The 21939-nt window shown below is 72.1% G+C and carries 17 protein-coding genes; 7 read left to right on the forward strand and 10 right to left on the reverse strand.

Annotation, left to right across the window (positions count from 1 at the left end):
• Positions 1-6: 6 nt before the first annotated feature.
• From AB0A69_RS21350 to AB0A69_RS21360, 3 genes are read right to left on the reverse strand one after another with little or no spacing between them, the layout of a single operon-like run.
• Positions 7-918, reverse strand: coding sequence for an ABC transporter ATP-binding protein (locus AB0A69_RS21350; protein WP_361424039.1), 912 nt, complete (start codon positions 916-918; stop codon positions 7-9).
• Complete coding sequence (locus AB0A69_RS21355; protein WP_361424042.1) at positions 915-1859, reverse strand: ABC transporter permease; 945 nt, start codon at positions 1857-1859, stop codon at positions 915-917. The genes AB0A69_RS21350 and AB0A69_RS21355 overlap by 4 nt, the downstream gene beginning before the upstream one ends.
• Positions 1856-2824, reverse strand: coding sequence for an ABC transporter ATP-binding protein (locus AB0A69_RS21360; RefSeq protein ID WP_361424335.1), 969 nt, complete (start codon positions 2822-2824; stop codon positions 1856-1858). Before AB0A69_RS21360 ends, AB0A69_RS21355 begins: the two co-directional genes overlap by 4 nt.
• Before the next feature lie 334 nt (positions 2825-3158).
• Between AB0A69_RS21360 and AB0A69_RS21365 the strand changes: the two genes are divergently transcribed.
• The 4 genes from AB0A69_RS21365 to AB0A69_RS21380 all read left to right on the forward strand — a co-directional run bounded on the left by AB0A69_RS21365 (position 3159) and on the right by AB0A69_RS21380 (position 7475).
• On the forward strand, positions 3159-3947 hold the full coding sequence (locus AB0A69_RS21365) for a M24 family metallopeptidase (protein ID WP_361424045.1): 789 nt from the start codon (positions 3159-3161) through the stop codon (positions 3945-3947).
• On the forward strand, positions 3947-5719 hold the full coding sequence (locus AB0A69_RS21370) for an SDR family oxidoreductase (protein WP_361424048.1): 1773 nt from the start codon (positions 3947-3949) through the stop codon (positions 5717-5719). Before AB0A69_RS21365 ends, AB0A69_RS21370 begins: the two co-directional genes overlap by 1 nt.
• Before the next feature lie 56 nt (positions 5720-5775).
• On the forward strand, positions 5776-6711 hold the full coding sequence (locus AB0A69_RS21375; RefSeq protein WP_361424051.1) for a MerR family transcriptional regulator: 936 nt from the start codon (positions 5776-5778) through the stop codon (positions 6709-6711).
• 215 nt (positions 6712-6926) lie between these two features.
• Positions 6927-7475: an RNA 2'-phosphotransferase gene (locus AB0A69_RS21380; RefSeq protein WP_361424336.1), complete on the forward strand. Its 549-nt coding sequence runs from the start codon at positions 6927-6929 to the stop codon at positions 7473-7475.
• Positions 7476-7487: 12 nt separating this feature from the next.
• Here the strand turns inward: AB0A69_RS21380 and AB0A69_RS21385 are convergent, their stop codons facing one another.
• Positions 7488-8387: an LLM class flavin-dependent oxidoreductase gene (locus tag AB0A69_RS21385; protein ID WP_361424054.1), complete on the reverse strand. Its 900-nt coding sequence runs from the start codon at positions 8385-8387 to the stop codon at positions 7488-7490.
• A 236-nt stretch (positions 8388-8623) separates the two neighbouring features.
• Between AB0A69_RS21385 and AB0A69_RS21390 the strand changes: the two genes are divergently transcribed.
• Positions 8624-9487: an HAD family hydrolase gene (locus AB0A69_RS21390; protein WP_361424057.1), complete on the forward strand. Its 864-nt coding sequence runs from the start codon at positions 8624-8626 to the stop codon at positions 9485-9487.
• Between the two features lie 18 nt (positions 9488-9505).
• Here the strand turns inward: AB0A69_RS21390 and AB0A69_RS21395 are convergent, their stop codons facing one another.
• From AB0A69_RS21395 to AB0A69_RS21415, 5 genes are all read right to left on the reverse strand, one after another.
• Positions 9506-10615: a peptidoglycan DD-metalloendopeptidase family protein gene (locus AB0A69_RS21395; protein WP_361424060.1), complete on the reverse strand. Its 1110-nt coding sequence runs from the start codon at positions 10613-10615 to the stop codon at positions 9506-9508.
• Positions 10616-10830: 215 nt separating this feature from the next.
• Entirely contained in the window at positions 10831-12327 is a 1497-nt protein-coding gene (locus AB0A69_RS21400) for a GAF domain-containing protein (protein WP_361424338.1), read from the reverse strand.
• 73 nt (positions 12328-12400) lie between these two features.
• Positions 12401-16000 (reverse strand): thiol reductant ABC exporter subunit CydD, encoded by a 3600-nt coding sequence (cydD, locus tag AB0A69_RS21405; RefSeq protein WP_361424063.1) that lies wholly within the window; start codon positions 15998-16000, stop codon positions 12401-12403.
• A gap of 45 nt (positions 16001-16045) precedes the next feature.
• Complete coding sequence (gene cydB, locus AB0A69_RS21410) at positions 16046-17050, reverse strand: cytochrome d ubiquinol oxidase subunit II (RefSeq protein WP_361424066.1); 1005 nt, start codon at positions 17048-17050, stop codon at positions 16046-16048.
• 32 nt (positions 17051-17082) lie between these two features.
• On the reverse strand, positions 17083-18600 hold the full coding sequence (locus AB0A69_RS21415; RefSeq protein WP_361424069.1) for a cytochrome ubiquinol oxidase subunit I: 1518 nt from the start codon (positions 18598-18600) through the stop codon (positions 17083-17085).
• Positions 18601-18797: 197 nt separating this feature from the next.
• Between AB0A69_RS21415 and AB0A69_RS21420 the strand changes: the two genes are divergently transcribed.
• On the forward strand, positions 18798-19172 hold the full coding sequence (locus tag AB0A69_RS21420; protein ID WP_361424072.1) for a cyclophilin-like fold protein: 375 nt from the start codon (positions 18798-18800) through the stop codon (positions 19170-19172).
• Between the two features lie 20 nt (positions 19173-19192).
• On the opposite strand, the gene hisC is transcribed toward AB0A69_RS21420, so the two are convergent.
• Positions 19193-20311 (reverse strand): histidinol-phosphate transaminase, encoded by a 1119-nt coding sequence (gene hisC, locus AB0A69_RS21425; protein WP_361424075.1) that lies wholly within the window; start codon positions 20309-20311, stop codon positions 19193-19195.
• A gap of 392 nt (positions 20312-20703) precedes the next feature.
• Here hisC and AB0A69_RS21430 point away from each other — a divergent pair, with 392 nt between their 5' ends.
• The gene (locus tag AB0A69_RS21430; RefSeq protein ID WP_361424078.1) at positions 20704-21810 is read left to right on the forward strand and encodes a LacI family DNA-binding transcriptional regulator; all 1107 of its coding nucleotides are present in this window, start codon (positions 20704-20706) and stop codon (positions 21808-21810) included.
• Positions 21811-21939 lie beyond the last annotated feature (129 nt).

Genomic DNA, 21939 nt, shown 5'->3' on the forward strand with positions numbered 1-21939 from the left:
CTCCCTTCAGGCCGTGACGAGGTACGAGAAGACCGATTCGAGGGACTCGTCCGAGGGCGAGACCGTCAGCAGCCGGATGGAGTGCGCGCGGGCGACCCGCGGCAGCAGCTCCGTGAAGCGGCCGAAGTCCACCGCCTGGATGCGCAGGGCGCCTTCCGTCATGTCCACCTCGATACCGGCGGTCGACGGGTCGGCGATCAGCGCGGCCGCCAGCGCCCGGTCGTCGCTGGAGCGGACCAGGTAGCGGTGCGGGCGGTCCGTCATCAGGCGCCGGATGCGGCGGAAGTCGCCGCTGGCCGCGTGCCGTCCGGCGACGACGACCTCGATGTGGGAGGCGAGCTGCTCGACCTCCTCCAGGATGTGCGACGAGAACAGCACCGTGCGCCCCTCGGCACCCATCCGCCGCAGCAGCTCCATGAGTTGCATGCGCTGGCGCGGGTCCATGCCGTTGAACGGCTCGTCCAGCAGCAGCACCGACGGCTCGTGGACGAGGGCCGAGGCCATCTTCACGCGCTGCCGCATGCCCTTGCTGTACGTCGCGATCTTGCGGTCCTGCGCGTACTCCATCTCCACCGTGGCCAGGGCCTTCTGGGCCTCGGCCGCGCCCAGGCCGTGCAACTCGGCGTTGGCGACGACGAATTCGCGGCCGGTGAGGAAGTCGTACATCGCCTCCCGCTCCGGAACGACGCCGATGCGGCGGTAGACGGACTCGTTGCGCCAGATCTGCTCGCCGTCGAGGGTGACCGAGCCGGTGGAGGGGGCGAGGAAGCCGCCCATCATGTTGATCAGGGTGGACTTGCCGGCGCCGTTCGGGCCGAGCAGTCCGGTGACGCCCGGCCCGATGGTCATGCTGATGTCGTTGACGGCCACGACGTTGCCGAACCACCGCGAGACGTGGTCGATGTTGAGCGTTGTCACAGCCCGACCTTTCGGTAACGGCGCATCAGGACGCCGTACGAACCGGCGATGAGCGCGAGGACGACCAGCAGGTACACCACTCCGGCCCCGGCGCCCGGCCCCGCCTCGGCGGGGAAGGACGAGGTGGCGCCGAGGAAGGCGGTCTGTACGCCGTCGATGAGGGTGATCGGCGAGAACAGGCCGAGCCACGGGACGGCGTCCAGGGAGTCCGTGCCCCAGGCGATGGCCTGGAGCGTGGAGACGGCGCCGTACGAGATGGTGAGCGCCGCGATGACGGCGGCGACGCCGAAGCCGCGGCGGGGCGTCAGCGCGGCCAGGACGAGCCCGATGCCGCCGAAGAGCAGGGACAGCAGCGCCACGGAGACCAACCCCTGTGCGAAGCCCTTGGTCTGGTCGGCGAAGTCCATCTTCGCCAGCAGAGACCCGACGTAGAGGATGAGCAGCGGCGAGGCGGTCAGGATGAACAGTGCCGACGCCATCGCCCCGTACTTGGCGAGCACGTAGTCGACGCGCTCGATGGGACGGGAGAAGTACAGCGGAACGGTCTTGAACCGCAGGTCGCGCGAGACGGACTGGGGCGCCTGGGCGGCCAGGTAGAGCCCGATGAGCGCCTGCGTGAAGATCGCGTACCGGGTGTACTCCATGGGGAGTTGCGACATCTTGGTGGTGACGGCCACGGCGACGACGACCAGCGCGGGGATGCACATCACCGCGAAGAGGATCATCGGCAGGACCTTGGACTTGGCGCTGCGGCCCAGTCCGTACGCACCGCGCAGCGACTGCGAGAAGAGCGAGCGGCGCGCGTACGCGCGGCCGAGGCGCGGTCCGTCGTAGCTGCGGTAGCCGATGTTGTGGATCTGGGTCTGGGACGGGGGCTGGGTCTGGGACGGGGGCTGGGTCTGGGACGGGGGCTGGGTCTGGCTCTGGGTCTCGGCACTCATCGGGCCTGCGCCTCCAGGGGTTCGGCAGCGGTGGCTTCCGGCCGGAAGACCTCGGCGATGTGGTGCCGGCGCTGTTCCATCCGTACGAGCCCGAGGCCGAGCTCGGCGACGGTGTCGCGCACGGTGTCGTACGTCTCCTCGCCGGTCGCCTCCAGGAGCAGGATGTGCCCGGCGCCCGGCAGACCGTCCTCCACGCGCGCGTGCAGGCTGATTCCGGCGGCCGTGAGCGCCTCGCGCAGCGCCGCCGTGCCGTCGGGGTGGGTGTCGGAGTCGGTGACCTCGACCGCGAGGGTCGTGGTGACCTGGGTGAAGTCGCTGGTGGAGCTGGAGCGCAGCAGCCGGCCGCCGTCGATGACGACGACGTGGTCACACGTGCGTTCCAGCTCGCCGAGGAGGTGGGAGGTGACCAGGACCGAGATGCCGAAGTCGGTGTACACGCGGCGGATCAGGCCGAGCATCTCGTCGCGGCCGACCGGGTCCAGGCCGTTGGTCGGCTCGTCGAGCAGCACCAGCTGCGGGTCGTGGACCAGGGCCTGGGCGAGCTTCACCCGCTGCTTCATGCCGGTCGAGTAGCCGCCGATGGGGCGGTAGCGCTCCTCGTACAGACCGACGTGGCGCAGGGTGTCGGCGGTGCGCTCGCGCGCCGCGGCGGGCGGCAGGCCGGACATGCGCGCCATGTGGACGACGAACTCGGTGGCCGAGACGTCGGGCGGCAGGCAGTCGTGCTCGGGCATGTAGCCGACCCGCTCGCGGATGGCGGCGCCACTGGTGGCGACGTCGAGGCCGAGGACCTCGGCGCGGCCCTCGGTCGCCGGGGACAGCCCGAGCAGGATCTTGATCATGGTGGACTTGCCGGCTCCGTTGGCACCCACCAGTCCGGTCACACCGGGCCCGATGTCCAGGGAGAGCCGGTCGAGAGCGGTCACCCGGGGGAACCGCTTGCTGAGGCTTTCGGTCGCGATCACAGTCACGCTTCGACGGTAGTGGCGCAGACCACATCGGACGTCAGACCTGGCGGCTGGATCGGTGTCCGACTCAAGGCGTACGGGCCCGTAGGGGCCTGGCACCGGAGTCGGGCCCCGGCTCCGGGGTGCGCGGTTTTCCACAGGCGGTGCACGACCCTTGACGCAGCCGCCGGGCATTGTCACATTCATCGGTGTCAGGTTACGGACGCGTAGCGCGCATCTCGCACCGCACACGGGACGGACTGGTGGCATGGGCTCTGTTGGGACGGCCGGGACGGCTGGGACGGCTGGAACAGCCGCACGCACGACGCACGAACTGCGGGGCTTCAGGGAAGTGCAGCGCCTGGCGTACGAGTGCGCCGAGGCGGTCGCCGCGCGACTCGAACCGGGCGTGACCGAGCGCGAGGCGGCGCGGATGCAGCGCGCATGGCTGCGCGAGCGGGGCGTACGGGACTGGTTCCACCTCCCCTTCGCCTGGTTCGGCGACCGCACGGCGTTCGTGAACTTCCGGGTACCGCTGCAGTTCTTCCCCACGAACCGGCGGCTGGAGGCGGGGATGCCGTTCATCCTCGACATGGCGCCGGTGTACAAGGGCTTCACCGCCGACATCGGGTACTCGGGCTGCCTCGGCCTCAACCCGGTCCACGACAAGCTCCTGGCCGACCTGCGCGAGCACCGTGAGCTGATCCTGCGCGAGGTCCGCGAGCGGCGCCCGCTGCGGGAGATCTACGAGGACGTCGACCGGCTCATGGTGCGGCAGGGGTACGCCAACCGGCACCGCGCCTACCCCTTCGGCGTGATCGCCCACAAGGTCGACCGGGTCAAGGAGCGCCGCTGGTCACCGACGCTCTTCGGCTTCGGTACGCAGTCGCTGAAGGGGCTGGCGAGCGACGCGCTGCACGGCCACCGGGACGGCTGGTCGCCGCTGTGGTCCCCGTACCGGTTCTCCGACCACCCGCCGCGGCCGGGGCTGTGGGCGGTCGAACCGCACCTCGGCTTCCGGGGGACGGGCGCGAAGTTCGAGGAGCTGCTGGTGGTCACGGACTCGCGGGACCCCGAGGAGAGCGCGTTCTGGCTGGACGACGATCTGCCGCACGTGCGGCGCTGGGCGGAGGGTGAGTGATGACGTCGCTGAACGCGCGGGAGCGCTGGGTCCGTACGGGCGGGATCGAGCTGTGCGTCGCCGAGCTGGGGGATCCGTCCCGGCCGACGGTGGTGCTGGTCCACGGCTACCCGGACTCCAAGGAGGTGTGGTCGGAGGTCGCGTCCCGGCTCGCCGACGACTTCCACGTCGTGCTGTACGACGTACGCGGCCACGGCCGGTCGAGCGCGCCGAAGCCACTGCGCGGCGGGTTCACGCTGGAGAAGCTCACCGACGACTTCCTGGCGGTCGTGGACGCGGTCAGCCCGGACCGGCCGGTGCACCTGGTCGGGCACGACTGGGGCTCGGTCCAGTCCTGGGAGTTCGTCACGGTGAAGCGCACCGAGGGCCGGATCGCCTCCTTCACCTCGATGTCCGGCCCGTCCCTGGACCACTTCGGCCACTGGATCAAGCAGCGCATGACCCGGCCCACCCCGCGCAGGGTCGGCCAACTCCTCGGCCAGGGCGCCAAGTCCTGGTACGTGTACCTCCTGCACACGCCGAAGCTGCCGGAGCTGGCCTGGCGCGGGCCGCTCGGCAAGCGGTGGCCGGCGCTCCTGCGCCGCGTCGAGAAGCTGCCGGACACCGGCTATCCGACCGCGTCCCTGCCCTCGGACGCGGCGCACGGCGCCTGGCTGTACCGGGACAACGTCCGGGCCCGGCTGCGGCGCCCGCGCTCCGACGCGTACGCCCACGCACCCGTGCAGCTGATCGTGCCGACCGGTGACGTCTTCCTGTCGGAGCGGCTCTACGACGGCCTCGCCGCCTGGGCCCCGAGGCTGGTGCGGCGCACCCTGCCCGCCAAGCACTGGGTGCCGCGGACCCGGCCGGACCAGCTGGCCGCGTGGATCACCGAGTTCGTGACGGCCCACGAGGAGCGGGACCAGGGCGCCGAGCTGCCGGACCCGGTGGCCTCCGGGCGGCCGTACGCCGACCGGTTCGGCGGGCAGCTGGTCCTGGTCACCGGGGCGGCGGGCGGCATCGGGCGGGCCACCGCCTTCGCGTTCGCCGAGGCGGGCGCACGGGTGGTGGCGGTCGACCGGGACGCGGAGGGCGCGGCCCGCACGGCCGAGCTGGCGCGGCTGATCGGGGCGCCGCGGGCCTGGGCCGAGGTGGTGGATGTCAGCGACGAGCAGGCCATGGAGAAGCTCGCCGAGAAGGTCGCCGCCGAGTACGGCGTCGTGGACGTGCTGGTGAACAACGCCGGGATCGGGATGGCCGGCTCCTTCTTCGACACGACGAGCGAGGACTGGAAGAAGGTCCTCGACGTCAATCTGTGGGGCGTCATCCATGGCTGCCGGCTGTTCGGCCGGCGCATGGCCGAGCGCGGCCAGGGCGGCCACATCGTCAACATCGCCTCGGCGGCCGCCTTCCAGCCCTCCCGCGAACTGCCCGCGTACAGCGCGTCCAAGGCGGCGGTGCTGATGCTCAGCGAGTGCCTGCGCGCCGAGCTGGCCGGGCAGGGCATCGGGGTCACGGCGATCTGCCCGGGCATCGTGAACACCAACATCACCGCCACCGCGCGCTTCGCCGGGGTGTCGGAGGACGAGGAGAAGCGCCGGCAGAAGCGGACGGCCAGGCTGTACGGGCTGCGCAACTACCCGCCGGAGAAGGTCGCCGACGCGATCCTGCGCGCCGTCGCCGCGAACCGGGCGGTGGTGCCGGTCACCCCGGAGGCCCGGGGCGCCCACCTGCTCTCCCGCCTCGCGCCCCGCGGCCTGCGGGTGCTGGCCCGGGTGAAGCCTCCGGTGTAGTCCGGGGCCGGTCGTACCATCCCTCGCGAGAGGGTCCGGGCAGTGAGGGAGCGGATGTGGACGAGCGGGCCGAGTACCGGATCGAGGACCTGGCGCATCGCAGCGGCGCCACGGTCCGCACCATCCGCGCCTACCAGGACCGGGGACTGCTGCCGAAGCCGGAGCGGCGCGGGCGGTCCAACGTCTACGGCGAAGCCCACCTGAACCGGCTCCGGCAGATCGCCGACCTGCTGGACCGCGGCTACACACTCGCCTCCATCAAGGAGCTGCTGGAGGCGTGGGACGCGGGCCGGGGCCTCGGCGGCGTGCTGGGGCTGGTCGCCGAGGTGAACGGTCCGTGGACCGACGAGAAGGCGGACCGCATCACCCGGGCCGAGCTGGACGCCGCCTTCGGCGGCACGCCGGACGAGCGCGCCGTGGAGGAGGCGATCGAGCTCGGCGTGCTCGAGCGCGTCCCCGGGCGCGACGACGAGTTCGTCGTACCGAGCCCCCAGGAGCTGGCCGTGGCCGCTGAGTTGTACGCCGCCGGGGTCCCGCTGCTGGCAATCGCCGGACACCTGCGTGAACTTCGCGGGCAGGTGGAGCACATAGCCCACCGCTTCCTGGAGTTCACCACCGAGCACGTCTTCGCGCGCTATCTGGAGCACCGGCCGCCGACGGACGCGGACGCCGCGGAGGCGGCGACCCTGGTGCGGCGACTGCGTCCGCTCGCCCAGCAGACGGTCGACGCCGAACTGGCCCGCGCCATGCGGACGTTCGCGACCCGCCACCTTCAGCAGCACCTCGCGCCCGACACCGCGCCTCCGCCGGTCGAGGAGCCCCGGGCGGTACCCCTGCCCGCCGCCACAATTCGCGCCGTACACAAGCTGGTCGGCCCCGAGAACGCTGCCGCGTTCATCGCGGCGGCCGCCGAACGTGAGGTCGCCGAACGGACATTGGATGCTATTGCGACAAATCACCGCAAAGGTAATGAAGTTAATCAATCCACCTGAGGAACAAGGTGAGTTGTCCACAGATTCGTCAATTCCTCTGTGGAAAAGCGGTGTTGGCTGTGGATCAAACCTACCGACCGTAATTTCTATGGCAAGAGGTGCGTGATCCCTGACACGCTGCGAGCATGAATGGCGTGGACGGCACAGGAGACACAGGAGACCCGGGCGGTCTGTACGACGCGGGCAGTGGGCACGGCGCGGGCAGTGGGCACGGCATGGACGACGGACGCACCGTGAAGGTGTCGAAGTACCTCTCGAAGCACCTGCGCCACCAGCCCGAGCGCATCGGCCTCACCCTCGACCCGCACGGCTGGGTGGGGATCGACGACCTGCTGCGAGCGGCCGCCGACCACGGCGTACGGATCAGCCGGGCCGAGCTGGAGCATGTCGTCGCCGTCAACGACAAGCAGCGCTTCACGATCGACCACGAGGGCGACCGGATCCGCGCCAACCAGGGCCACACGGTCGGCGTCGACCTCGGCCTGCCCCCGGCGACGCCGCCCGCGTACCTCTTCCACGGCACCGTCGCCCGCGCGCTGCCCGCGATCCGCGCCGAGGGCCTGCGCCCCATGGCGCGGCACCACGTGCACCTGTCGCCGGACCGGGAGACCGCGACGCGCGTGGGCGCCCGGCGCGGCCGGCCCGTCGTCCTCACCGTGGACGCCGGGGCCATGGCGCGCGACGGCCACGTCTTCCACGTGACCGCCAACGGCGTCTGGCTCACCGACGCCGTGCCCCCGGCGTACCTGCGCTTCCCCGACTGAGCCGCCGGGTGGTCAGGCGAGCTGCGCGGGCGCCTCGGTCGCGATGCGCTCGAAGACCGCCGAGTCGGCGGCGAACCGGGTCTCCGGGATCGGCGTGTGGACGACGATCTCGGTGAAGCCCAGCTCCCGATGGCGCCCCGCGAAGTCCACGAAGGCGTCGACCGACTCCAGCACCGTGCCGCCCTCCGGCGTGAACCCGGTCAGCAGGACCTTGTCCAGCTCCGCCACATCCCGCCCGACGTCCGCACACGCCTTGGCGAGCCGCTCCAGCTGCCCGCGTATCGCCTCCCGCGACTCCTCGGGCGTGCCCGTCTCCGCCAGCTTGGGGTCACCGGTCGTCACCCACGCCTGGCCGTGCCGCGCCGCGAGCTTCAGGCCCCGCGGTCCGGTCGCCGCCACCGCGAACGGCAGCCGGGGCCGCTGCACGCAGCCGGGGATGTTCTGCGCCTCGTGCGCGGAGTAGAAGCGGCCCCCGTGCGTGACCGTGCCCTCGGTCAGCAGCCGGTCGAGCAGCGGCACGAACTCCCCGAAGCGGTCGGCACGCTCGCGCGGCGACCACGGCTCCCGGGCCAGCGCCGTCGCGTCGAAGCCGATGCCGCCCGCGCCGATGCCGAGCGTCACCCGCCCGCCGGAGACGTCGTCGAGCGTGATCAGTTCCTTGGCGAGCGGGACCGGGTGCCGGAAGTTCGGCGAGGTGACCATCGTGCCGAGCCGCATCCGCCCGGTCGCTGCGGCCGCCGCGGTCAGCGTCGGTATCGCGCCGAACCAGGGGCCGTCGCGGAACGGCACCCGCCACGACAGGTGGTCGTAGGTGTACGCCGCGTGGAAGCCGAGCTGCTCGGCCCGCAGCCACGCGTCGCGGCCGCCTTCGTGCCAGCGGCGGTACGGAAGGATCACGGTACTCAGACGCATATGACGACCCTACGTGGCGCCACTGACATTCCCTCCGGCCCCGGGCGACCACCCGCGCCCCCGGGCCTTTCCCTTCGTCTCATGGGCCACGCCCTTCCCCCCGCCTCATGGGCCACGCCCCTTCCCCGCGCCTCATGGACAACTTCCGTCGCCGTCCGGTCACTCTCGGCCAATCCCAGTGGCTCACATGTGCATATGCCTGCACTACCGTGCATCCGGTACGGGACAATGGATCGGTGACCTTCTCAGCGACCTCTCCCCGACCGCGGCCGACGGATCACAGACGCCGTCCCCGCCTGATCGCCACCGACCTGGACGGCACGCTTCTGCGCGACGACAAGTCGGTTTCCGACCGTACGGTCGCCGCGCTCGCCGCCGCCGAGGAGGCAGGGATCGAGGTCTTCTTCGTCACCGGCCGCCAGGCCCGCTGGATGGACGTCGTCGCCGGCCACGTCCACGGCCACGGCCTGGCGATCTGCGCCAACGGCGCGGCCGTCGTCGACCTGCACGCCGGCGGCAGGCTGGTGGAGGTCCGCCCGCTGGAGCGGGACGCCGCCCTCCACGTCGTACGGGCCCTGCGCAGGGAGGCGCCCGGCACGGCGTTCGCGGTCGAGCTCACCACCGGCTTCCACCACGAGCCGCAGTACACCCCCCTCTTCATCGACGCCGGCGCCACCGTCGCCGAGGTGGAGAAGCTGCTGCACGAGGACGAGCCCGGCACCGGCGCGCCCATACTCAAGATGCTCGCGCACCACAGCGAGCTCACCCCGGACGGCTTCCTCGCCCTCGCCCGCGCCGCCGCCGGCGACCGCGCCGCCATCACGCGCTCCAGCACCACCGCCCTGCTGGAGATCAGCGGCCTCGGCGTCTCCAAGGCCAGCACCCTCGCCCTGTGCTGCGCCGAACGCGGCATCTCCGCCGACGAGGTCGTCGCGTTCGGCGACATGCCCAACGACATCGAGATGCTGACGTGGGCCGGCCGCTCGTACGCGATGGGCAACGCCCACCCGGACGTCGTCGCCGCCGCCTCCGGCCGTACAGCCGCCAACAACGAGGACGGCGTCGCCGTCGTCATCGAGTCCATCCTCGCGGGCGTCTGAACCCCCGAACCCGCGAGGTCACTCGCGCAGCCGCACCCCGTGCTCGAGCAGCCAGCGCACCGGGTCGACGGCGGAGCCGTAATGCGGAGTGAGCCGCACCTCGAAGTGCAGGTGCGGCCCCGTCGAGTTGCCCGTGGTCCCCGCCTGCCCGATCCACTGCCCCGCCCACACCCGCTCGCCCTTGCCCACGCCGGGCGCGGCCAGGTGCGCGTACTGCGAGTACCAGCCGTTCTCGTGCCGTACGACCACCTCGATGCCGAAGGACCCCCCGCACGACACCGACTGCACCCGCCCCGCGCCGATCGACCGCACCGGCTCACCGAGCTCCACCGCGAAGTCCTGACCCGTGTGGCGGTGGGACCAGCGCCCGCCCGCGCTGTCGAACCGGGCCGACAGCCGGTAGTCCGCCACCGGCGCCACCCAGGCGGGGCCCCTCCCGCGCGCGCCACGGCCTCCGGCCGCCGCGGCCTTCCCGTCGCGCCGGTCGATCCGTACCGCACCCCGGCACCGGCCCGCCGCCACGCTGCGCTGCGCCTCGGCGTGGAGCCGCTGCTGCGCCCGCTCCAGCCGGGCCTCGATCTCCCGCTTGATCGCCGCGAGCCGGGAGGTGCGCAGGTCCAGCGCGTGCCATGCCGCACGCGCGTTCTGCTCCGCGATCGTGAGGCGGCGCTCGGCCGCGCCGGCCTGCTCCATGAGCCGGTTGACCGACCGGGCCGCCTGTCCGGCGAGCCGCTGCGCGGTCATCACCTCGTTCGGGTCGTCGGCCAGCAGCAGCCGCGCGGTCAGGGCGAGGGAGCCACCCGTGCGGTACTGCAGCCGGGCGACCTCGCCCACCCGGTCGTGCAGGACGGCCACCTCACGCCGCTTCTCGCCGAGCTCCTCCTGGAGCCGGGCGGCCGTGGCCCGCTGCGCGGCGGCCGCGCGCCGGCCCTGCTCGTACGCGTCGGTGGCCCGCCCCGCCTCCTCGTACAGCCGCGCCACCTCGGCCCCCGCCGCGACGGGACCGTCGTGCCGCTCGTGCCGCTCGTGCCCGGCGGCCTGCGGGGGCGGCGGCAGCAGCAGGACCAGCACGGCCACCACCAGCACGAGCAACGGGCGGCCGAGGGCCGTGCGGGGACGGAGAACCATGCTGGGATGGTGACGCCGTGGCCCCCGGTTCCCGTGGACCCGGAGGGCCCCGTACCGCCGACCGGCTTACGCCCGTACGCCCACCCGGCCTACCGCGCCGCCCCACCGGCGTACAGCGCCGGTTTACGGCGGTGCGCGACAGGGGTGCGCCGCAAGGGTGCACAACAGGGGTGCGCGACAGCGGCTTGCTTCAGCGGCTCGCCTTCAGCGGCTTCCTACAGCGGCGCCTCCCACACCACCGTCGTCCCGCCGCCGCCCGCCCCCAGCCCCGGTGCCAGGCGGCTGGAGCCGCCCAGTGACTCCGCCCGCCGGGCCAGGTTCCGCAGGCCGCTGCGCCGCCCGCCCTCCGGGACGCCCACCCCGTCGTCGGCGACGGTCAGCCGTACGCCCTCGGTGCCGTCCGCCAGCCTCGCCGTCGCGTCCACCACCACCTCGATCCGCCGCGCCCGCGCGTGCCGGAAGGCGTTGGACAGCGCCTCGCGCAGCGCGGCGATGAGGTTCTTGCCGGTCAGCTCGCCGACCGCCGCGTCCACCGGGCCGACGAAGCGGTACGAGGGCTTGAAGCCCAGCGGTACGGCCGCCGTGTTGATCTCCCGCAGCACGCGTGTGCACAGCCCGGACGGCGCCTCGCCCGGTCCCTGCTGGAGCGCGAAAACGGCGCTGCGGACCTCCTGGATGGTGGTGTCCAGCTCCTCCACCGCCTTCGCCACGCCGTCGCGGACGGCGGGTACCGCCGAGCCGCGCTGGACGCTCTCCAGCGTCATCCCCGTCGCGAACAGCCGCTGGACGACCAGGTCGTGCAGGTCACGGGCGATCCTGTCCCGGTCCTCGTACACCGCGAGCCGCTCCCGGTCCCGCTGGGCCTCCGCCACCATCAGCGCCAGTGCGGCCTGGGAGGCGAACCGCGCCGCCAGCGCGCGCTCCGCGCCGGTGAACGGGCGGGCGCCGGGCGCGCGCGGGGTGGCGAGCGCGCCGAGCACCCGGCCGCCGCTCCACAGCGGCAGCAGCATGCCCGGCCCGTACGGCCGGGCCAGCGCGGCGTTGACCTCCCGCATGCGCGGGTCGCCCGCCGCGTCCCCGACGTACACGGCCTCCCCGGTCAGGAGCCGCTCGACGACCGGGCTCGTGCGCGGGATGACCACGCCCAGCGCCTTGCCGGCCTCGGGCTCGTCGGAGTCGACCGCGACGACCTCCAGGCCCTCGTCCGCCGGCAGCAGCACGACTCCGGCGGCCGCTTCGGCGAGCCGCCGGGCCTGCTCCGCGACGACGGCGAGCGCGTCGTCGGTGTCCCCGCCCGACAGCAGGGCCGTGGTGACGGCGACCGATCCGTCGATCCACCGCTCACGCCGGCGGGCGGCCTCGTAGAGCCGGGCGTTGCCGATCGCGATCCCCGCCTCGGCGGCCAGAACGCGCACCATGCGCAGCTCGGACGGGGTGAACTCGCCACCGCCCCGCTTTCCCGTCAGGTAGAGGGTGCCGAAGTCCTCGCCCTGGACACGGACCGGCACCCGGAGGAAGGTCCGCTTCGGCGGGTGCGACGCGGGCGGCGAGCCGCCCGGCACGCCGTACTCGACGAGGGCGGCCAGACCGCCCCCGCCCTCCTCGTCGAGGACCCGGAGGGCGGCGTACCGCGCGTCGGCGAGCTCGGCGGCGGTCCGGCAGATCCGCTCCAGGGTGGCGTCCAGTTCCAGCCCGGTGCCGACCGACCGCATGGCCTCCAGCAGCCGCGGCACGCGAGGATCCGTCATGGACCCGAGCGTAATAAGTCCCTTTTAGGGGCGAAAGTCAGGCACGTACCGCCGCATGGAGCGCATCGGCCGCCTGCTCCCGCTCCCCCATGCGCCGCAGCGGCCCCTCCGTGGCGGCCAGTTCGGCGTACGGGCCCCGCTGCACGATCCGGCCGTCCTCCAGGACGACGACCTCGTCCACCGCCTCCAGGCCGTGCAACCGGTGCGTGATCAGTACGGTCGTACGGCCCTCGGTGGCGCGCAGCAGATCGTCGGTGAGCGCGTCGGCGGTGGCCAGGTCGAGGTGCTCGGCGGGCTCGTCCAGTACGAGGACGGGGAAGTCGGCCAGCAGCGCGCGGGCGAGCGCGAGCCGCTGGCGCTGACCGCCCGAGAGCCGGGCGCCGTGCTCGCCGACCAGCGTGTCCAGGCCGTCCGGCAGCGCGTCGGCCCACTCCAGCAGCCGGGCCCGGTCCAGCGCACCGCGCAGCTCGTCGTCGTCCGCGCCCGGACGGGCCAGGCGCAGGTTCTCCCGGATGGTGCTGTCGAAGATGTGGGCGTCCTGGGCGCACAGCCCGACGAGACGGCGTACGTCGTCGCCGTCGAGCGCGCCCGCGTCCACGCCCCCGATCCGGTACGTGCCCGCGCGGGCGTCCAGGAACCGCAGCAGGACCTGGGCGACGGTGGTCTTGCCCGCCCCGGAGGCGCCGACGACGGCGACCCGCCGGCCGGCCTCCAGCCGCAGGTCGAAGCCGGCGAGGGCGTCCCGCTCCTGCCCGGCGTACCGCGCGGAGAGTCCCCGCACCTCGACCGGGAAGGGCCCCTTGGGCGCTGCCGCCGGCTGTTCCGGCTCTTGTACGGGGACGGGCGCGTCGAGCACCTCGTACACCCGCTCGGCGGCGCGCCGGACGCGCTGGCGGTACTGGACGGCCAGCGGAAGCCCGATGACGGCCTCGAACGCGGCGAGCGGGATGAGGACGACGACGGCGAGCGACACGCCGTCGAGCCGGCCGTCCCGAACCGCCTGCACGCCCACGAACGCGGCCGCCGCCACCGTCAGCCCGGTGACCAGCGCGGAGAGCCCGCCGCCCAGCGCGGTGGCGGACGCCTGCCGGGAGGCGATGCGCGTCAGCGCGGCATCGGCCTCGCGCACCCGCTCCGCACGCCCCTTGAGGGCTCCGGCCACCGTGAGCTCGGCACACCCGCGCAGCAGGTCGACGGCGCTCACGGCCAGAGCCCCTCGCGCGGGCGCGAGCCGCTGCTCGGCCCGCCGAGCGGTCGCACCGCTGACCAGCGGCACGCCCACCCCCGCGAGCAGGAGCCCGGCCGCCAGGACGGCTCCCGCCTCGGGCAGCAGCCACGCCGTGAACCCGACCGCCCCGGCGCCGACGACGACGGCGGTCCCCGCGGGCAGCAGCCACCGGAGCCAGTAGTCCTGGAGGGAGTCCACGTCGGAGACGAGCCGCGACAGCAGATCACCCCGGCGAGCCGTCCGCAGCCCGGCGGGCGCGATCCGCTCCAGCCTTCGGTACACGGCGACCCTCACGTCGGCGAGCACCCGCAGCACGGTGTCGTGCGCCACGAGCCGCTCGGCGTACCGGAACACGGCCCGCCCAATCCCGAACGCCCGCGTCGCCGTCACGGCAACCATCAGGTACAGCACGGGCGGCTGCTCCGAGGCCCGCGAGATGAGCCACCCGGACACCCCCATGAGCCCGACGGCCGATCCCAGTGCCAGACTCCCCAACCCCAACGCCATCCACAGCCGCGTCCGCCACTGTGCGGCCAGGCCCCGCACCCACCGCAACGCGACACCCATCGCCCCGGCACCCAAGGCCACGTCCGCGCCTGCCCCGGAAGCTCCCGACTCCAACCGTCCGACAACGCCCGCACCCGGGAGCGCCCCCGCATCCCTGCGGGGCCCCACGAAGAACCTCTCCTCCGGGGTCCGGGGCGGAGCCCCGGTTTCAGGAAGTGGGGGCGCCCCCACGCCGCCAGGCGTAGGGGGAGGGGTAGGGGAACAACCCCCCAGCGCCACCACCCGGTCCGCGACCTCCAGCAGCGCCGGCCGGTGCACCACCAACAGCACCGTCCGCCCCGCCGCCAGCCTCCGCACCGCGGCCACCACCCCCGCCTCGGTCTCCCCGTCCAGCGCCGCCGTCGGCTCGTCGAGCAACAGCACGGGCCGGTCCGCCAGGAACGCCCGTGCCAGCGCCAGCCGCTGCCGCTGCCCCGCCGACAGCCCGGCGCCGTCCTCGCCCAGCACGGTCCCGGCCCCCGCCGGCAGCGCGTCGACGAACTCCGCCGCTCCGGCGTCCCGCAGCGCCCGCGCGACCGCCGCGTCGTCCGCGTCAGGCCGGGCCAGGCGCACGTTCTCCGCGACGGTCCCGGCGAACAGGTACGGCCGCTGCGGCACCCACGCCACCTGCTCCCGCCACCGCTCCAGGTCCAGCGACCCGAGCTCGACGCCCCCGACCAGAACGCGGCCGCCATCGGCCACCGGCTCCGCGAAGCCCAGCACCACATCCAGCAGCGTCGACTTCCCGACCCCGCTCGGCCCGACGAGGGCCACGGTCTCGCCCTCCTCCACGACCAGGGACGCCGCGTCGAGCGAGGGCTCGGCGCGCCCGGCGTGGCGTACGGTCACGGCGTCCAGCTCAAGGCGCACCCGCCCGGCGGGCACGGTGCCTGTACCCCCCGCCCGCACCGGGGTCTCCAGGACGTCGAAGATCTCCTCCGCGGCCGAAAGCCCCTCCGCCGCCGCGTGGTACTGCGCCCCCACCTGCCGCAGCGGCAGATACGCCTCGGGCGCCAGGACCAGGATCACGAGCCCCGTGTAGAGGTCCAGGTCCCCGTGGACCAGGCGCATGCCGACACCGACGGCCACCAGCGCCACCGACAGCGTCGACAGCAGTTCCAGGGCGAACGACGACAGGAAGGCGATCCGCAGGGTCCGCACGGTCGCCTGCCGGTACTCCGACGTGATCGTCCGGATCGACTCGGCCTGCGCCTTCGCCCGCCCGAAGACCTTCAGGGTCGGCAGCCCCGCCACCACGTCCAGGAAGTGCCCGGACAGCCGGGACAGCAGCTTCCACTGCCGGTCCATCCGGGCCTGGGTGGCCCAGCCGATGAGCACCATGAAGATCGGAATCAGCGGCAGCGTCCCTACGATGATCGCCGCGGACACCCAGTCCTCGGTGACGATCCGCGCGAGGACGGCCACCGGGACGACCACGGCCAGCCCGAGCTGCGGCAGGTACCGGGCGAAGTAGTCGTCGAGGGCGTCCACGCCCCGGGTGGCCAGGGCCACCAGCGATCCGACGCGCTGCCCGCTCAGCCACCCCGGCCCCAGCTCGGCCGCCCGCTCCAGCAGCCTCCCCCGCAGCTCGGACTTGACCGCCGCGCTGGCCCGATGGGCGGCGAGCTCGGTCAGCCAGGACACGAGCCCCCGCCCTGCCGCGACCGCCGCCAGCAGCAGGATCGGCGTCGTCAGGTCGGACGCCCCCAGCCCACGCTGGAAGGCGCCCACCACCACCTCGGCGATGAGCATCGCCTGGGCGACGACCAGACCCGCGCCGAGCAGACCGAGCACCACCACCGCCGCCAGGAAGAGGCGAGTGGCGCGGGCGTACCGGAGCAGGCGCGGGTCGATCGGTTTCACGTGAAACATTCCCTACGAGCGACTAGTGAGCGGCGTCACGAGCGACTAGTGAGCGGCGTCGGCGATGTGCTGCGTACCGATGCGCTTGCGGAACACCCAGTACGTCCAGCCCTGGTACAGCAGCACCAGCGGCGTGGCGATCGCCGCACACCAGCTCATGATCTTGAGCGTGTACGGGCTGGACGCCGCATTGGTGACCGTGAGGCTCCACCGCGGGTCCAGCGAGGACGGCATGACGTTCGGGAAGAGGGTCAGGAAGAGCATCGCGACCGCGGCCGCGATCGTGACGCCGGACAGCGCGAACGACCAGCCCTCGCGCCCCGCCTTGATGGCCACGACCGCACCGATGAGCGACACCACGGCGACGACCATCACCACCAGGCTCGACCCGTCACCCCGCGAGGCCTGCGTCCAGCTCAGGAAGGCCAGAGCGAGGGCGGCGGTGATCAGCCCGAGCGTCAGCGCCAGCTTGCGCGCCCGCACCCGGATGTCCCCCACCGTCTTCAGCGCGGTGAAGACCGTGCCGTGGAAGGTGAACAGGGTGAGGGTGACGAGCCCGCCCAGAAGAGCGTACGGGTTGAACAGGTCCGCGAGCGTGCCCACGTACTCCTTGGTGGCGTCGATCTTCACCCCGCGCACGATGTTCCCGAAGGCCACGCCCCACAGGAAGGCGGGGATCAACGAGGTCCAGAAGATCGCCTGCTCCCAGTTGTGCTGCCACCGCTCCTCCGGCCGCTTGGCGCGGTACTCGAAGGCCACGCCGCGCACGATCAGGCACACCAGGATGAGCAGCAGCGGCAGGTAGAAGCCGGAGAAGAGCGTGGCGTACCAGTCCGGGAAGGCGGCGAAGGTCGCACCGGCGGCGGTGAGCAGCCACACCTCGTTGCCGTCCCAGACGGGTCCGATGGTGTTGATCAGCACGCGCTTCTCGACCCGGTTGCGGGCGAGCAGCTTGGTGAGGACACCGACTCCGAAGTCGAATCCCTCCAGGAAGAAGTAGCCCGTCCACAGGACGGCGATGACGACGAACCAAACGTCGTGGAGTTCCATGCCTCAGCTCCCAGTCCTTGAGTGAAGGGCCATCAGTACGAGAAGGCCATCGGCCGGTCGGCGTCCTGACCGGCGCTCCGGTCGTGGCCGCCGATCTTCGTGGGCGGGTTCAGGTCCGCCTCGGTGAGCTCGGGCGGCCCGGCCTTGACGTACTTGACCAGCAGCTTGACCTCGACCACGGCGAGCACCGCGTACAGGGCGGTGAAGACGATCATCGAAATGAGGATCTCGGCCTGGGAGACACCGGGGGAGACGGCGTCGCGGGTGCGCAGCACGCCGTAGACCGCCCAGGGCTGGCGGCCCATCTCGGTGAAGATCCAGCCCCAGGAGTTGGCGATCAGCGGGAAGGCCAGCGTCCACAGGGCGACGAGCCAGTACAGCTTGGCGAACTTCGCGCTCAGCGGCTTGCGGAAGAGGACCAGGTTCGGCACCTCGTCGTCGCCGGTCCGCAGCCGCTCGGGCAGCAGGAACCGCTTCCGGGTCAGCCACAGCCCGAGGAGGCCGAGCGAGAAGGACGCCATGCCGAAGCCGATCATCCAGCGGAAGCCCCAGTAGGCGACGGGGATGTTGGGCCGGTAGTCGCCGGGACCGTACTTCTCCTGCAGCGCCTCCTGGGTGTCGTTGATCCCGGGGACGTACGACTCGAAGTCGCTGTGGGCGAGGAAGGACAGCAGGCCCGGGACCTCGATGGCGACCTTGTTGTGGCCCTTGTCGACGTCTCCGTACGCGAAGACCGAGAAGGGCGCGGGGCTCTCGCCGTCCCACAGGGCCTCGGCCGCGGCCATCTTCATCGGCTGCTGCTCGTACATGACCTTGCCGAGGAAGTCACCGCTGATCGCGGTGAACATGCCGCCGATCACGACGGTGACCAGGCCCAGCCGCAGCGAGGTGCGCATCACCGGAACGTGCTTCTTGCGGGCCAGGTGGAAGGCGGCGATGCCGACCATGAACGCGCCGCCGGTGAGGAAGGCCGCGGACATGGTGTGGAAGACCTGCGTGAGGGTGGTGTTCTGGGTGAGCACCAGCCAGAAGTCGGTGAGCTCGGCCCGCCCGGTGGCGGTGTTGATCTTGTACCCGACGGGGTGCTGCATCCAGGAGTTGGCCGCCAGGATGAAGTAGGCCGACAGGATCGTGCCGATCGACACCATCCATATGCAGGCCAGGTGGATCCGCTTCGGCAGCTTGTCCCAGCCGAAGATCCACAGGCCGATGAAGGTCGACTCGAAGAAGAAGGCGATCAGCGCCTCGAAGGCGAGCGGGGCGCCGAAGACGTCACCGACGAAGCGCGAGTAGTCGGACCAGTTCATGCCGAACTGGAACTCCTGCACGATGCCGGTGACGACACCCATCGCGATATTGATCAGGAAGAGCTTCCCCCAGAACTTCGTCGCCCTGAGGTACTTCTCCTTCTCGGTCCGCACCCAGGCGGTCTGAAGACCGGCGGTGAGGGCGGCGAGGGAGATCGTCAGCGGAACGAAGAGAAAGTGGTAGACGGTAGTGATACCGAACTGCCACCGCGCCAGGGTCTCTGGCGCCAGAGCCAGGTCCACGACATCTTCTCCTTACGGCCTTGCATCTACGGTCTGTCCGCCCTCACCGCCCTCTGATTCCGGTGGATCACGGGAGGAACCAGGCGAGCTTGTGAATGCGTTCACAATCACAAGCAATTATGACTCACACGAAATCCGTAGCACTACCCGGGGGTCCCTCTTCCCTAGAACTTCAACATATTGTTGAATTTCTCGGTATGAAGATCCGCATCTCCTGGCCCGCCGGCCACACCACCGCGACCATCGAAGAAACCCCCACGAGCAAGGCGCTCGCAGGGGTTCTCCCGATCACCTCCACCGCCCGTACCTGGGGCGAGGAGGTCTACTTCGACACGCCCGTCTCCACGTCACCGGAGCCCGACGCCCGCCAGGTGGTGGAGCCGGGCACCGTCGCCTTCTGGACCGAGGGCGACGCGCTGGCCCTCCCGTATGGACCCACGCCGATCTCGCGCGGCGACGAGTGCCGCCTCGCGAGCCCGTGCAACGTGCTCGGCAGCCTCGACGGCGACCCCCGCGTCCTCGCCACCGTCCGCGACGGCGACCCGATCCGCGTGGAACTCGCCGGCGACTAGGGCCTGTCGTAGAGGTCCCGTCAGAACCTCTCCTTGCGGAACGACTCCGCCACCCGCAGGAAGACGTCGTTCCCCTCGCTCTCGCCGATCGTCACCCGCACACCCTCGCCGGGGAACGGCCGCACGACCACGCCCGCCTCGTCGCAGGCCTCCGCGAAGGCCACGGTCGCCTCACCCAGGCGCAGCCAGACGAAGTTCGCCTGCGTCTCGGGCACGGTCCACCCCTGGGCCACCAGCCCCTCGTACACCCGCGTGCGCTCGCACACCAGCGAGCCCACCCGCCCCAGCAGCTCGTCCTCGGCGCGCAGCGAGGCCACCGCCGCGTCCTGCGCCAGCTGGCTGACGCAGAAGGGCAGCGCCGTCTTACGCAGCGCCGCGGCGACCGGCTCGTGGGCGATGGCGAAGCCCACCCGCAGACCGGCCAGGCCGTACGCCTTCGAGAACGTCCGCAGCACGCAGACGTTCGGCCGGTCGCGGTAGATCTCGATGCCGTCGGGCACGTCGCTGTCGCGGATGAACTCGCGGTACGCCTCGTCCAGCACCACCAGCACATCGGACGGCACCCGGTCCAGGAACCGCTCCAGCTCCGCCCGCCGCACCACCGTGCCGGTGGGGTTGTTGGGGTTGCAGACGAAGATCAACCGCGTCCGGTCGGTGATCGCGTCCGCCATCGCGTCCAGGTCGTGCACATCGCCATCGGTGAGCGGGACCTGCACCGGCGTGGCACCGCTGATCCGGGCGATGATCGGGTACGCCTCGAAGGAGCGCCACGCGTACATCACCTCGTCGCCGGGGCCGGCGGTCGCCTGCACCAGCTGCTGGGCCACGCCCACCGAGCCGGTGCCCGTGGCCAGGTGGGACACGGGAACCCCGAAGCGCTCGGAGATCTCGGCCATCAGGCCGGCGCACGCCGCGTCCGGGTAGCGGTTGAAACCGGACGCGGCGGCGACCGCGGCCTCCATCACGCCCGGCAGCGGGGGGTACGGGTTCTCGTTCGAGGACAGCTTGTACGCGACCGGGCCACCCGCGCCGGGCGCCGCGGCGGGCTTGCCCGGCTTGTAGGTGGGGATGTCGTCCAGCGCGGCCCGCAGCCTCGGGCCCGTAACGCTCGCGCCGCTCGTCCCGCTCGTCTCGCTCACCGTGGTCCTCCTCGACCGTCCGTACCACCAATACTGCTCACCTTATGAGGATTCCGCCGCCCTGCGAATGCCCTGCGGGCAACGGTCACGACACGCGGGCGTAGGCGCGACGGGAGAGGCGGCGGCACAGGCGGGGGCGCGCGGCAGGGTGGCGCGCGCCGGTGGCTCACGCCGTGGCGCGCATCCCCCGTAGTGGTGAGTTGAGCCCTCTCCGAGACCTCGGGCATATGGCATGCGCGTACGCGCCGACAAGTTGCGGAGCCCTGCCCATCCGCTGAACGACCTGTGTTTTTAAGGTCGTTGGGGGTCGGACACCATGCAGAAACGTCCCTGTCAACGGATGAATACGCGACCGGCTCAACCTGCCGCCCTCGCCCTACTATCGGCACGCCATGACAGCAGCAGGGAAGCACCAGGTGAGCCGGGCACAGACCCGGGGAAGCCGGCAGGGTCGAGCGGGCATCCGGGACGTGGCCGCCGCAGCCGGGGTCTCCATCACGACTGTCTCCGACGCGCTCAACGGCAAGGGCCGGCTCCCGGACGCCACCCGCCGCCATGTCCGCGAGGTCGCCGACCGACTGGGCTACCGCCCGTCCGCCGCGGCCCGCACGCTCCGTACCGGCAAGTCCGGCCTCATCGGCCTGACCGTGACGACCTACGGGGATGAACCTTTCACCTTCACCGAATTCGCGTACTTCGCCGAGATGGCCAGGGCCGCCACCTCCGCCGCGCTCGCCCGCGGCTACGCCCTGGTCATCCTGCCCGCCACCTCCCGCCATGACGTCTGGTCGAACGTCGCCCTCGACGGCACCGTCGTCATCGACCCCTCCGATCACGACCCGGTCGTCACCGAGCTCGTCCGCCAGGGCCTGCCCGTCGTCTCCGACGGCCGCCCGGCCGACACCCTCCCGGTGACCGCCTGGGTCGACAACGACCACGAAGCCGCCGTCCTCGACCTGCTCGACCACCTCGCCGCCGCCGGCGCCCGCCGGATCGGTCTGCTCACCGGCACCAGCACCGACACCTACACCCGCCTCTCCACCACCGCGTACCTCAACTGGTGCGAGCGGGTCGGACAGGACCCGGTCTACGAGGCGTACCCGGCCCACGACCCGTGCGCCGGCGCCGTCGCGGCCGACCGGCTGCTGGCCCGCCCGGACCGCCCGGACGCCGTCTACGGCCTTTTCGACCCCAACGGCACCGACCTGCTCGCGGCAGCGCGGCGCTACGGGCTGCGCGTCCCCGACGACCTGCTCCTGGTGTGCTGCAGCGAGTCCACCGTGTACGCCGCCACCCAGCCGCCCATCACCACGCTCTCCCTCAAGCCGCGCCGGATCGGCACCGCGGTCGTCCAGCTCCTCATCGACGCCATCGAGGGCATCGACTCGGACCGGCCGGTCGAGCAGGTCATACCGACCGAGCTGATCGTGCGGACGTCGTCCCAGCGGCGCTCCACCCGTACGACCGTCAGCCCTCCCCGATCGCCCTCCCAGGAGTGAAAGCGGACCCGCCCCGCGCCATGACCAGGGGCAGATCTTCCCAATTGGGGCGAAACAACCAGTAGCCCAGGGGTGGACCCGGATTCACCACCCCTGGTGCGTCACACAGCTGGGGCCTCATTCCTATGA

It is taken from the genome of Streptomyces sp. NPDC045431, assembly GCF_040646655.1.
GTDB lineage: Bacteria > Actinomycetota > Actinomycetes > Streptomycetales > Streptomycetaceae > Streptomyces.

Excerpts from the sequence above, each read along its gene's own strand:
- AB0A69_RS21355 (WP_361424042.1), bottom strand. The coding sequence starts at position 1,859 with ATGAGTGCCGAGACCCAGAGCCAGACCCAGCCCCCGTCCCAGACCCAG.
- AB0A69_RS21370 (WP_361424048.1), top strand. The coding sequence starts at position 3,947 with ATGACGTCGCTGAACGCGCGGGAGCGCTGGGTCCGTACGGGCGGGATC.
- AB0A69_RS21380 (WP_361424336.1), top strand. The coding sequence starts at position 6,927 with ATGGACGACGGACGCACCGTGAAGGTGTCGAAGTACCTCTCGAAGCAC.
- cydB (WP_361424066.1), bottom strand. The coding sequence starts at position 17,050 with ATGGAACTCCACGACGTTTGGTTCGTCGTCATCGCCGTCCTGTGGACG.
- AB0A69_RS21430 (WP_361424078.1), top strand. The coding sequence starts at position 20,704 with ATGACAGCAGCAGGGAAGCACCAGGTGAGCCGGGCACAGACCCGGGGA.
- AB0A69_RS21395 (WP_361424060.1), bottom strand. The coding sequence starts at position 10,615 with ATGGTTCTCCGTCCCCGCACGGCCCTCGGCCGCCCGTTGCTCGTGCTG.
- AB0A69_RS21385 (WP_361424054.1), bottom strand. The coding sequence starts at position 8,387 with ATGCGTCTGAGTACCGTGATCCTTCCGTACCGCCGCTGGCACGAAGGC.
- AB0A69_RS21420 (WP_361424072.1), top strand. The coding sequence starts at position 18,798 with ATGAAGATCCGCATCTCCTGGCCCGCCGGCCACACCACCGCGACCATC.
- AB0A69_RS21400 (WP_361424338.1), bottom strand. The coding sequence starts at position 12,327 with ATGCGGTCGGTCGGCACCGGGCTGGAACTGGACGCCACCCTGGAGCGG.